General features: G+C 62.4%; 13 protein-coding genes. 10 read left to right on the forward strand and 3 right to left on the reverse strand.

What is annotated here, in order from left to right:
* Positions 1-119: 119 nt before the first annotated feature.
* Positions 120-2,150 (reverse strand): lytic transglycosylase domain-containing protein, encoded by a 2,031-nt coding sequence (locus tag NR193_RS03980; protein WP_256749575.1) that lies wholly within the window; start codon positions 2,148-2,150, stop codon positions 120-122.
* A 290-nt stretch (positions 2,151-2,440) separates the two neighbouring features.
* On the opposite strand from NR193_RS03980, the gene dapA reads away from it, so the two are divergent.
* The 3 genes from dapA (at position 2,441) to NR193_RS03995 (ending at position 4,638) form a co-directional block, all read left to right on the forward strand.
* Complete coding sequence (dapA, locus tag NR193_RS03985; protein WP_256749576.1) at positions 2,441-3,322, forward strand: 4-hydroxy-tetrahydrodipicolinate synthase; 882 nt, start codon at positions 2,441-2,443, stop codon at positions 3,320-3,322.
* Between the two features lie 25 nt (positions 3,323-3,347).
* Positions 3,348-3,827, forward strand: coding sequence for an SsrA-binding protein SmpB (gene smpB / locus NR193_RS03990; protein ID WP_256749577.1), 480 nt, complete (start codon positions 3,348-3,350; stop codon positions 3,825-3,827).
* A gap of 100 nt (positions 3,828-3,927) precedes the next feature.
* The gene (locus NR193_RS03995) at positions 3,928-4,638 is read left to right on the forward strand and encodes a glycoside hydrolase family 25 protein (RefSeq protein WP_256749827.1); all 711 of its coding nucleotides are present in this window, start codon (positions 3,928-3,930) and stop codon (positions 4,636-4,638) included.
* A 21-nt stretch (positions 4,639-4,659) separates the two neighbouring features.
* Here NR193_RS03995 and NR193_RS04000 read toward each other — a convergent pair whose 3' ends face one another.
* Together NR193_RS04000 and NR193_RS04005 are read right to left on the reverse strand one after the other, a co-directional pair.
* The gene (locus NR193_RS04000) at positions 4,660-5,316 is read right to left on the reverse strand and encodes a uracil-DNA glycosylase (protein ID WP_256749578.1); all 657 of its coding nucleotides are present in this window, start codon (positions 5,314-5,316) and stop codon (positions 4,660-4,662) included.
* An 11-nt stretch (positions 5,317-5,327) separates the two neighbouring features.
* Positions 5,328-5,909, reverse strand: a complete 582-nt coding sequence (locus NR193_RS04005) for an NYN domain-containing protein (RefSeq protein WP_056580489.1) — start codon at positions 5,907-5,909, stop codon at positions 5,328-5,330.
* Between the two features lie 327 nt (positions 5,910-6,236).
* Between NR193_RS04005 and rpoZ the strand changes: the two genes are divergently transcribed.
* From rpoZ to lepB, 7 genes are all read left to right on the forward strand, one after another.
* On the forward strand, positions 6,237-6,638 hold the full coding sequence (rpoZ, locus tag NR193_RS04010) for a DNA-directed RNA polymerase subunit omega (RefSeq protein WP_091577099.1): 402 nt from the start codon (positions 6,237-6,239) through the stop codon (positions 6,636-6,638).
* Between the two features lie 134 nt (positions 6,639-6,772).
* A complete protein-coding gene (locus NR193_RS04015; RefSeq protein ID WP_256749579.1) occupies positions 6,773-9,001 on the forward strand; it encodes a bifunctional (p)ppGpp synthetase/guanosine-3',5'-bis(diphosphate) 3'-pyrophosphohydrolase in 2,229 nt (742 codons plus the stop codon).
* A gap of 30 nt (positions 9,002-9,031) precedes the next feature.
* The gene (pyrE, locus tag NR193_RS04020) at positions 9,032-9,610 is read left to right on the forward strand and encodes an orotate phosphoribosyltransferase (RefSeq protein WP_256749580.1); all 579 of its coding nucleotides are present in this window, start codon (positions 9,032-9,034) and stop codon (positions 9,608-9,610) included.
* A gap of 13 nt (positions 9,611-9,623) precedes the next feature.
* Complete coding sequence (locus NR193_RS04025; RefSeq protein WP_256749581.1) at positions 9,624-10,004, forward strand: VOC family protein; 381 nt, start codon at positions 9,624-9,626, stop codon at positions 10,002-10,004.
* Between the two features lie 253 nt (positions 10,005-10,257).
* Positions 10,258-10,857, forward strand: a complete 600-nt coding sequence (locus tag NR193_RS04030) for a DUF2062 domain-containing protein (RefSeq protein WP_256749582.1) — start codon at positions 10,258-10,260, stop codon at positions 10,855-10,857.
* On the forward strand, positions 10,854-11,267 hold the full coding sequence (gene acpS, locus NR193_RS04035) for a holo-ACP synthase (protein ID WP_256749583.1): 414 nt from the start codon (positions 10,854-10,856) through the stop codon (positions 11,265-11,267). The genes NR193_RS04030 and acpS overlap by 4 nt, the downstream gene beginning before the upstream one ends.
* A 78-nt stretch (positions 11,268-11,345) precedes the next feature.
* The gene (gene lepB, locus NR193_RS04040; protein WP_256749584.1) at positions 11,346-12,095 is read left to right on the forward strand and encodes a signal peptidase I; all 750 of its coding nucleotides are present in this window, start codon (positions 11,346-11,348) and stop codon (positions 12,093-12,095) included.

Here is a 12,095-nt window from a genome sequence, read left to right on the forward strand (position 1 = left end):
TGCTACAGGCGAGGGCGGGGAGGGTCAAATAGGCGCTGGGCAGGGAAAGACGGCCGACCTTCTCCGCAAGGGAGGAGGTCGTAGCTTCGGTGAAATCGCTCTCGATCCGTCGGCTTGGGTCAGCCACGCCCGTTCACCAGATCGCCAACAATGTCGTATTTGCCGGAAATGCGCATCTTGTAGACCTCGTAATTCTCCATCACGCGTTGGACGTAACTTCTTGTTTCCGTGTAGGGAATCCGCTCGATCCAGTCGACGACGGCATCGATGTCCTTGCCGCGTGGGTCGCCGTATTTCGCTACCCATTGGCTTGCCCGGTTGGGGCCGGCATTGTAGCCGGCGAAGGTCAGCACATAGGAACCGTTGAAGCGGTCAAGCTGCTCGCCAAGAAAGGCCGAACCAAGCGTCGCGTTATAACCGGCGTCGGTGGTCAGCTTTGTCTGCGAAAACTGCAACCCGGCCTTCTTCGCCAGTTGTTTGGCGGTTGCCGGCATCAGCTGCAGCAGCCCGCGCGCGCCCGCGCTCGACACGGCGCCGATGTTGAACTCGCTTTCCTGCCGGGCAATCGCATAGGCCAGTGCCTTGCCTGAGCCGGAGATATTGGCCGAATCGGGAATGACGCCGAGCGGATGCGACAGCGCGCCGACATCGATGCCGCGCGCGCCGGCGATCTTGCCGACCTTCAGCGCCATGAAATGGTTGCCTTGCTTCTCGGCAAGAACAGCGAGCAGTGCCAGTTCGCCCGGGCTGGTCAACTGCCCGGCTAGATCGCGATAGAGCGTTTCGGCATAGCGGTCGTAGCCGGCCTCCTGCAGCCGCTTGATGGCGCTGACGGCTTCGCGGGCGGCAAAATTCCGCCGGTCGGCGGTATCAGGTTGCGGGTAGACAATGTTGAGCGCCTGTCGGCCGACGCGTTCGGCGGCAAGCTGGCCGTAAAATGTCGTGCCATAGGCAGCGGCGCGCCCAAAATAGTCCTTGGCGTTGCCGGGGCCGCCGACTTCGGCGGCACGGCCGAGCCAGTAATAGGCACGCGACAGGGTCATCGGCCCCTGGGCGAGGTCGGCGATGCGCACGAAATGCGTTGCAGCAAGTTTGGGGTCGTTCAGGCCACGCAGCGCGTACCAGCCGGCGTGGAATTCGGCGTCCGCCGCATTGGCGGCACTTTCGGCGGCATGCATGGCGACAATCCGGTACGCCGTCTTCATGTCGCCCTCGTCGACCAGCTCGCGCGACAACACCCGGCGCTCGACCCACCAGGCGTCCGGATCGACCAGAGCTTCGCGATCGGTAGGTGCCTGCATCACGACAGAAGCGGCGTCGGCAAAATTCTCCTGCTTGCGCAGATATTCGGCCTGCGCGAAGAAGAAGCCGGCCGAACGCTGCGCCGCCGGCACTGCCTTCAGCAGTTTGGCGGTGTTCTTGTCGCCTCTGTCGGCGGCCGCCCAGGCGTCCGCAAGCTGTTGGGCGCCGGCGAGGCTGGCGACACGCAGCGCGGAGCCAACCCGATCGGCATAGAACATGCGCTCCATGCGAAAACGGTGGTCGGCGGCCGGGATCAGGCCGCCGAATTCCTTGATCAGCGTGGTTTCGTCCTTGGCTTCCAGGATCGCGGTGCGCCAGAACGGTGACAGCACCGAACGCGCCGCCTTGGCGTTGCCGGACGAGACATAGGCGCGGGCGAGAGCCGTCACGCCTTCGAATGTCGACGGCTGGCTGCCGTCGAATGCCGCAATGACGATGTCCGGGGCAGGGTTCTCGCGATAAAGGGCGCGCTCGCTGTTCTTGCGCAAGGCAACTGTGCCAGGCCAGTTGGGCAGCATCTTTGCCGCAGCGGCGATATCTCCGCTCGGAACCTTGTCACCGCCGTACAGCGCAATCGCCCAGGCGAGGATGTGCTGGTCGAGCGAGTTGGCGGGAAGAGCATCACGCACGGCACGGGCGCCGGGAATGTCGCCAGCCGCCAGCGCATCCAGCCCGATCTTCAACTGGGCGACGCTGGGCGGGGCATCCGGTTGCACCTGGGCCTGCAGGCCCGGCAGCGGGATCGCCGAGGTGACCTGCACATCGACGCTGCCGCCGATCGCCATGCCCGGCATCAGCGCGAGCGTGGCGCCAAGCAGCGCGAAGAGGTGAGGCCGACTGGCCGGCATGATCTTATGTCTTTCCTTGTCCTGGCATTCTACCAGCAGGCCGAGATGCCTCGAAGCCTAGACTTAGGTCGTGAAGAGCCCGTAAACAAAAGGTTATCGAGGTCGCCCGAATTGCGCTTGCTGGCACATGGCAATGCTTGCCGCGCAACAATGTCGAGACTATGGTGCGCCGCTTCGCTTTCGGCTAGAAGGCGCGCACGACAAAACACCGATGCATGTCGCCCAAAAGTGGATACCGGTTTTGGGGAAACGATTTGCATAAACAAAGAAGTCCCAAGGAGTTGGACGACATGCTGAGAGGCTCGCTTACCGCGCTCGTGACACCGTTCGAAAAGAGCGGGCGTTTCGACGAGAAAGCCTTTCGCGCGTTCGTCGAATGGCAACTCGCCGAGGGCACGACAGGCCTGGTCCCGGTCGGTACCACCGGCGAGTCGCCGACGCTGTCACATGACGAGCACCGCCATGTCGTCAAGGTCTGCATCGAGGTGGCCAGGGGCCGAGCACCGGTGGTCGCCGGCGCCGGTTCCAACAACACCGAGGAAGCGGTTGGGCTCGTGCAATATGCCGAGAAGGCAGGGGCCGATGCCGCCCTGGTCGTCACGCCCTACTACAACAAGCCGACGCAGCGCGGCCTCTACGAGCACTTCGCAGCCGTCGCCAGGGCGACCAAGCTGCCGATCATAATCTACAACATCCCGCCGCGCTCGGTCATCGACATGACGCCGGAGACGATGGGCCGGCTGGCGCACGACTTCAAGAACATCGTCGGCGTCAAGGATGCTACCGGCAAGGTCGAACGGGTTTCCGAGCAGCGCGCGACTTGCGGCAAGGAGTTCATCCAGCTTTCGGGCGAGGACGCTTCGGCGCTCGGCTTCAACGCGCATGGCGGCGTCGGCTGCATTTCGGTGACGTCGAACGTCGCGCCGCGGCTCTGCGCCGAGTTCCAGGAAGCGACGCTTTCCGGTGACAGCGCCAAGGCGCTGGAACTGCAGGACCGTCTGCTGCCGCTGCACAAGGCGATCTTCATGGACCCTGGCGTTTCCGGCGCGAAATACGCGCTGTCGAAGCTGGGCAAGGTCGAGAACGTGCTGCGTTTGCCGCTGGTCACCGTCGAGCAGTCGACGGCCGTAAAGATCGATGCGGCCATGAAGCACGCCGGCTTGATAAACTAGGGATGAGGCGCCACCTCTCCACATCATGAATCAAGTCAGAAAAGCCGATCCCAACAACAAGACCGTTGCGGAAAACCGCAAGGCGCGGTTTTCCTATGAGGTGCTCGACACGGTCGAGGCCGGCCTGGTGCTGACCGGCACCGAGGTCAAGTCGCTGCGCCAGGGCCAGGCCAACATCCAGGATAGCTATGCCTCGGTCGAAGGCGGCGAGATCTGGTTGATCAACTCCTATCTGCCGGAATATCTGCAGGCCAACCGTTTCAATCATGAGCCGCGCCGCCGCCGCAAACTGCTGCTCAACAAGCGCGAGATGGCGAAGTTGTCGCAGAGCGTCGATCGCGAAGGCATGACGCTGGTGCCACTAAAGATCTATTTCAACGACCAGGGCCGCGCCAAGATGCTGCTCGCCGTCGGCCGCGGCAAGAAACTGCACGACAAGCGCGAAAGCGAGAAGCAGCGCGACTGGTCGCGTGAGAAGGGCAGGCTCCTGAAGGAGCGTGGGTGAGGAGCAGTGCGCGAAGCGGACGAAAAGCCAACAATTTGGCTTTTCGAGCGACGAATGCCCGCAGCCATAGCGCAGGGCTGGGTAGCCCAAGAGTATGGTTTTGAAGAGCCGGATTGTCCTTTTGAGCTTGGCCAGCCTGGTTCTGGCGTGTTTCGTCGCCGCGGGGGGATATCTCTATTTCAGGGCATTCTCGCCGGACCGCGGCAAATATCCGGTCAGGGGCATCGACGTCTCTCACCATCAGGGCCGGATTGACTGGCGGCGCGTTGCTGCCGACGATGTCGCCTTCGCTGTCATCAAGGCGACCGAAGGCGGCGATCATGTCGACGACGCCTTCGCCACCAATCTGCGTGAGGCCCGCGCCGCCGGTCTTGCCGTCGGCGCCTATCATTTCTTCACCTTCTGCCGGCCTGGCGCCGATCAGGCGCGCAATTTCATCGCGGTGGTGCCGCACGATCAGCCTTTGCTGCCGCCGGTTGTCGACATCGAGTTCGGCGGCAATTGCCCGCAGCGGCCAACGCCCGAGCAACTGAGTGCTGAACTCGCCGCCTTTCTCGCTCCAGTCGAGGCAGCGTTCGGCAAGCCGGCGATCGTCTATCTGACCGACGAAGCCGCGGATGCCTATGCCGGGCGCATCGCCGCCCGGCCGCTATGGCTTCGCTCATTGCTGTTGCAACCAGACCGCGACGACTGGGTCTACTGGCAGTATCACAACAGGGGACGTGTCGACGGCATCAACGGCGATGTCGATCTGAATGTGCTTCAAGGTGGTCCGGCGGTGTTGGACGCGCTGGTTGCGCCGCCACGCTGACGAGCCTGCCGCCGCCCGACTCTATTTCTGCAGGAACGCCGCGATCTCGCTGAAAACACTGACGAACATTGCTTCGGTCAAGACACCCGTGTTGGTGTTGTAGCGCGAGCAATGATAGCTCGAAAACAGAGTGATACCGCCGGCCGGTTGCTGCCCGCCATGCTTGAACGGGTAGGCGGCGACGCGCCCACCAAGCGCTCGCACGGTCGACTGGTGCGCGATCGATCCCAGCGCCAGCACGGCGCGCAGATTGGGGAACCGGGCGATCGTCGGCACCAGGAAAGTCCGGCACGTGGCGATCTCGGCGCCCACCGGCTTGTTCTCCGGCGGCACGCAACGCACCGCATTGGTTATGGCCGCGCCGACAAGCTCAAGCCCGTCATCTGGCCGCGCCTTGAACTCGCCGCGCGCGAAACCGTGCGAAATCAGCGTCGAGTAGAGCAGGTCGCCGGCAAAGTCGCCGGTGAAGGGCCGACCGGTGCGGTTGGCGCCGCGCAGGCCGGGCGCCAGCCCGACGATCAGCAACTGGACCGCGGCGTCACCTTCAGGCGGCAGGAAGGTCGGCACCGGCGCATTGAACCAGGATGGTTCGCGCTGGCGCCATTCGGCGATGAAATCATGCAGCCGCGGGCAGAGCGGGCAGTCGCGGCCGGGTTCGGAAGAGGAAAGGGCGGTCAAGGCGACCGCCCTCAATAGTCGTCCTCGTCGACTTCAGCCGGCTCGGGCCGCCGCACCGGCCTCTCGGACGGATCGCGGCCGACCTCGTTCTTCAGCGTCGCCAGGTCGATGAAATGATCGGCCTGGCGGCGCAGATCGTCGGAGATCATCGGCGGCTGCGAGGCCATGGTCGAGACGATGGACACCTTGCGGCCGCGCCGCTGCAGCGCTTCGACCAGCGTGCGGAAGTCGCCGTCGCCGGAAAAGATGACATAGTGGTCGACGACATCGGCGAGTTCCAGCGCGTCGACCGTCAGCTCGATGTCCATATTGCCCTTGATCTTGCGGCGGCCGGTCGAGTCCGTGAATTCCTTGGCCGGCTTGGTGACGACCTTGAAACCGTTGTAGTCGAGCCAGTCGATCAAGGGACGGATCGAGGAGTATTCCTGATCCTCGACCAGCGCCGTGTAGTAATAGGCGCGCAACAGATAGCCGCGCTTCTGGAAGCTCGACAGAAGCTTGCGATAGTCGATGTCGAAGCCGAGCGCGCGCGACGTCGCGTAGAGATTGGCGCCGTCGATGAATAAGGCGATTTTTTCACGAGGGTCGAACATGGAAAATAGTCCTTTTCGAAATAGGCGGCCGTCTAAACGAAATGCGAAAGCGACTATCGGTCAGGCTCATAATAAACCGGCTGACCTGGCACCATTCGAGATAACGCCAGTTTCACGGCAATCCAAGGGCGTGTTGCCGCACTGCAAGCAATTGTGATCGAGGTACGGAGCTCATGGATGCTGCCTGATTTTGCAAAATCAGGTGTTTGAACGAGGGATTGGGCGGCTGGCGGCCTCGCCAATGCCATGATGCTTGTATTTTGACGGCGTTCAGGTTAAGGACCGCGCCTGTTTTCCATCAAATCCATCGCATGAAAGGGGCAATCCATGGCCCGCGTAACCGTTGAAGATTGCATCGACAAGGTCGATAACCGCTTCGAGCTGGTGCTCCTTGCCGGCCACCGCGCCCGTCAGATCAGCCAGGGCGCGCCGATCACCGTGCCGCGTGACAACGACAAGAACCCGGTCGTCGCGCTGCGCGAGATCGCCGACGAGACGTTGTCGCCCGACGATCTCAAGGAAGATCTGATCCATTCGCTGCAGAAGCATGTCGAGGTCGACGAGCCCGAAGCTGATGGCGAGGCGATCGCCGACCAGACCGGCGGCGCTGTCGCGGCCACCAACGCCGACGACGCCGAGGAGAATGTCACTTTCGACCGGATGACCGAGGAAGATCTGCTGGCCGGCATCGAGGGCCTGGTTCCCCCGGAAAAGAGCGACGATTACTAAGAGCGAACCACTGTTGCGAAGGTCGCTGGATTAATCGTCCGGCCCTTCCGTATCGGCAGTTTCGTGGCTATCTATGACATGCGCCGTACAGCAGTGCGGCGCATGATTCATTTCACCGCTGTGAGATCTCGCCCATGATGCGTCAGTATGAGCTTGTCGAGCGCGTCCAGCGCTACAAGCCTGACGTCAACGAGGCGTTGCTCAACAAGGCCTATGTCTATGCCATGCAGAAGCATGGCCATCAGAAACGGGCTTCCGGCGATCCCTATTTCTCGCATCCGCTCGAAGTCGCCGCCATCCTCACCGAAATGCACATGGACGAGGCAACGATCGCGGTCGCCCTGTTGCACGACACCATCGAGGACACCACGGCGACGCGGGCCGAGATCGACGAGCTGTTCGGGCCGGAAATGGGCAAGCTGGTCGAGGGTCTGACCAAACTGAAGAAGCTCGACCTCGTGTCGAAGAAGGCCGAGCAGGCGGAAAACCTGCGCAAGCTTCTGCTGGCGATCTCCGAAGACGTCCGTGTCCTTCTGGTCAAGCTCGCCGACCGCCTGCACAACATGCGCACCCTCGACCATATGCCGGAGGCCAAGCGCCTGCGCATCGCCGAGGAGACCATGGACATCTATGCGCCGTTGGCCGGGCGCATGGGCATGCAAGGCATGCGCGAGGAGCTGGAGGAGATCGCCTTCCGCTACATCAACCCGGAGGCCTATCGCGCCGTCACCGCACGGCTCGCCGAGATCTTCGAGCGCAACAAGGATGTGCTGTCCGAGATCGAGAAGGCGCTGTCCGCGCTGTTTGAAAAGCATGCGATCAAGGCTGGCGTGAAGAGCCGGCAGAAGAAGCCGTGGTCGGTGTTCCGCAAGATGGAGGCCAAGGCGCTGTCCTTCGAGCAACTGTCCGATATTTTCGGCTTCCGCGTCGTTGTCGACACGGTCGAGGATTGCTACCGGGCGCTTGGCGCCATCCATACCACATGGTCGATGGTGCCGGGACGCTTCAAGGATTACATCTCGACGCCGAAACAGAACGATTACCGTTCGATCCACACCACCATCGTTGGACCGTCGCGCCAGCGCGTCGAACTGCAGATCCGCACCCGCGAGATGAACAAGATCGCTGAATATGGCGTCGCCGCTCACTCGATCTACAAGGACACTGGCGGCAAGACCAACGGCGCCGCGCATGCGATCTCGAAGGAGACCAACGCCTATGCCTGGCTGCGGCGAACCATCGAGCAACTGGCCGAGGGCGACAATCCGGAAGACTTCCTCGAGAACACCAAGCTGGAACTGTTCCAGGACCAGGTGTTCTGCTTCACGCCGAAAGGCATGTTGATTGCCTTGCCACGTGGTGCGACGCCCATCGATTTTGCCTATGCGGTGCACACCGATGTCGGCGACACCTGCGTCGGTGCCAAGGTCAACGGCCGCATCATGCCGCTGATGACGGAACTGAAGAACGGCGACGAGGTCGAGATCATCCGCTCCAAGGCGCAGGTGCCGCCGGCTGCGTGGGAATCGGTCGTCGTCACCGGCAAGGCGCGCTCGGCCATCCGCCGCGCCACCAAGAACGCCATCCGCAAGCAGTATTCGGGTCTCGGCATCCGCATCCTGGAACGCGCCTTCGAGCGGGCTGGCAAGACCTTTACCAAGGAGAGCCTCAAGCAGGTGCTGCACCGGCTGGCGCGCAAGGACATCGAGGACGTGCTGGCCTCGGTCGGCCGTGGCGAGCTTGCCTCCACCGATGTCATGAAGGCGGTGTTCCCCGACTACAAGGACGAGCGCGTCACCACGGCCGCGCCCAAGCAGCGCGAGGAGGGCTGGTCGAAGATCCGCAACGCCGCCGGCATGCTGTTCCAGATTCCGGGCCGTGCCGCGCGCAAGGACAAGGACCACCCGAAGGACGGCGCTGTGCCGATCCGCGGCGTGCGCGGTGACCTGCCGGTGCGTTTCGCGCCGGAAGGGGCCGTGCCTGGCGACCGCATCGTCGGCATCGTTCAGCCGGGCACCGGCATCACCATCTATCCGATACAGTCGCCCGCGCTGCAGGCCTTCGACGACCAGCCCGAACGCTGGATCGATGTGCGCTGGGATATTGACGAGCGCACCAAGGAGCGCTTTCCGGCGCGCGTATCGGTTACCGCCATCAATGCGCCGGGTTCGCTAGCCGATATCGCCCAGGTTGTTGCGTCGAACGACGCCAACATCCATACGCTGTCGATGGTGCGCACCGCGCCTGATTTCACCGAAATGCTGATCGATCTCGAAGTTTGGGATCTGAAGCACCTCAACCGGCTGCTGTCGCAGCTCAAGGACAATTCGAGCGTCAGCGATGCAAGGCGTGTGAATGGCTGACACGGCTAATCTATGTAGGGATAGGCGCAGATGAATACCGATGAAGTGCTGGGCATTTTCCGCGAGGCGGGTGCTGTTCTCGAAGGGCATTTCATTTTGACCTCGGGCCTGAGAAGCCCGGTCTTCCTGCAGAAGGCGCGGGTGTTCATGCATGCCGACAAGACCGAGCGGTTGTGCAAGGCACTGGCCGAAAAGATCCGCGCGGCGGTGCCAGGCAAGATCGATTATGTCGTCGGTCCGGCGATCGGCGGACTGATCCCTGCTTACGAAACCTCGCGCCATCTCGGCGTGCCGGCGATCTGGGTCGAACGGGAAGGGGGCGAGTTCCGCTTGCGCCGCTTCGAGATCGCTGCCGGCGCACGCGTCGTCATCGTCGAGGACATCGTCACCACCGGCCTGTCGATCCGCGAAACAATCGAGTGCCTGCGCGGATTGGGCGCCGAAGTGGTTGCCGCCGCCTGCATCATCGACCGTTCTGCCGGCAAGACCCACGTCGGTGTGCCGCTGATCGCGCTCGCCGAATATGAGGTTCCGGCCTATCCGGCCGACCGGTTGCCGCCGGAGCTTGCCGCCATACCGGCAATCAAGCCCGGCAGCCGCAACATCTGACGAGGAGGCCGAAATGATCGCAGGCATCGATCATTTCGTGCTGACGGTCGCCTCGCTGGAAGTGACTTGCGCCTTTTATCAACGCGTGCTGGGTTTTGAACGCATCGATACGGCGGGCCGGCCGACAGCGCTGGCCTTCGGCAATCAGAAGATCAATGTGCATGAGGTCGGCCGCACCTTCGAGCCGAAGGCGAAGTCGCCGACGCCCGGATCCGGTGATTTCTGCCTGATCACTGACCGGCCGCTGGGTGAGGTCCATGCCCGTCTCGCAGCCAACGGTGTGGTGGTCGAACTCGGTCCGGTCGAACGTGTTGGTGCGCGAGGGCTGATGATGTCGGTCTATTTCCGCGACCCGGACGGCAATCTGGTCGAGGTCAGCGAATACCGATCGTAAGATCCGAAGCATTGGCTGCGACAATAAATCTTAGCGGCTTCTTAAATTCGCCGCGATTGTCCGGCGTTGGAGGGCGAACCTTACCAAAAATTATGGCCACGTGGCTGCTGTGCTGACGGCCTTCGGTTGTTGTTGGGGTTGCGTATGGCTATATCAAGGTTGCGATTGCCATTGGGTGATCGTCAAGCGCAAGATGTGGCTGTCGCGCGCCCGGCTGAAGTTGCCGGTGCGGGAGCCGTGGAACGGGAACAGAGTGCTTTTTCGACGTCGCAAGCCTGATGGTCTTTTCGAGCGGGTGCGTACCTATCTGTGGCCGCGCCGCTCTTTTTCGCGCTCGCTTCAGTACTTCTCCAAGCGCATCTTGCGGCTGAAGGCCACTCCGCATGCGGTGGCGGCCGGTGTCGCCGCCGGCGTCTTCGCTTCGTTCTTTCCTGTTGGTTTCCACTTTGCCATCGCTGCCGTTGTGTGCTGGGTGATCGCCGGCAACCTGGTGGCAGCGGCACTCGGCGCGGTATTCTTCGGCAATCCGCTGACCTTCCCGTTGCTATGGGGCGCTTCCTGGGAGACCGGCAAGCTCATCCTGCATGATCGCCTGCCGGTGCACGGCCCGCCGGCGCATCTGGGCGAGATGCTGCACAAGCTTTCCTTCGCGCAATTGTGGAAGCCCGTGCTTGAGCCGATGCTGATTGGCGCGGTACCGCTCGGGCTGGTCTTCGGGCTCCTGTTCTATGGGATCACGCGCTGGGGTATGAACGCTTTCCGCGAGCAGCGGCGCAAGCGCCTGGCCGAACGGTCCGCCCGGCATGCGCAATCGTCTCATCCCGCCGAAAGCGTCGGTACCACGGCACGATGATCATCGGCATCGGCAGCGACCTGATCGATATCAGACGCATCGAGAAGTCGCTTGAGCGCCACGGCCAGCGCTTCATCCAGAGAATCTACACTGAGGTCGAGCAGGCACGTTCGGAGGGGAGACGCGCCCGCGCGGCCTCTTACGCCAAGCGCTTCGCCGCCAAGGAGGCCTGCGCCAAGGCACTCGGCACCGGTCTCGCGCAGGGCGTGTTCTGGCGCGACATGGGTGTCGTCAACCTGCCCAGCGGTGCGCCAACCATGGCGCTGACCGGCGGGGCCTTGGCGCGGCTGGACAAAATCCTGCCAAGCGGCCATCGAGCGGCAATCCACCTCACCATCACGGATGATTTCCCGCTCGCTCAAGCCTTTGTGATCATTGAGGCGTTGCCCGTCGAAGAAGCGCCACATTGATTGCATCTGACGACCGGCATTGACGTTGCCCAGCGCGCGCCGAGACTCTATACCATCCAACGCACAATCGAGGACGACATGAGCGTGGCTGAAAAATCCGAGAAGAAATCCGGCGGGCTTGGCGAAACCGTCAGCGTCATCGTCCAGGCGCTTTTGCTCGCCCTGGTCATCCGCACGCTGCTGTTCCAACCCTTTTCGATACCGTCGGGATCAATGCGGCCGACGCTTCTGGAAGGCGACTATCTGTTCGTCAGCAAGTGGTCCTACGGCTATTCGCGTTATTCGCTGCCTTTCGGCCCCGACATCTTCTCGGGCCGCATCTGGGGCTCCGAGCCGAAGCGCGGCGACGTGGCGGTGTTCAAATTCCCGCCGGACCCTTCCGTTGATTACATCAAGCGCGTGATCGGCCTGCCCGGCGACAAGATCCAGATGAAGGATGGCCAGCTGTTCATCAATGGGGTCGGCGTGCCGCGCGTGAAGGCCGGCCAGATCGACAATCCCGACATCACCGAGACGGATCGTCCCATCGACGTCTATCGCGAGACGCTGCCGAACGGTGTCAGCTACGACACGCTTGATCTGTCACCGGATTCGATCGGCGACAATACCCGCGAATTCGACGTGCCGCCCGGCCACTATTTCATGATGGGCGATAACAGGGACAATTCCAGTGATAGCCGGTTCACCGTCGGCTACGTTCCCGCGGAGAATCTGGTTGGCCGCGCCAATCTGATTTTCTTCTCGATCGCCGGCAAGGCAAGCCCGCTTGAAATCTGGAAATGGCCGTCCTTGATGCGCGCTTCGCGCCTGTTCCATTTTGTAAATTAG

It is taken from the genome of Mesorhizobium sp. Mes31 (genome assembly GCF_024519675.1).
In the GTDB taxonomy this organism is placed as follows: Bacteria; Pseudomonadota; Alphaproteobacteria; order Rhizobiales; family Rhizobiaceae; genus Mesorhizobium.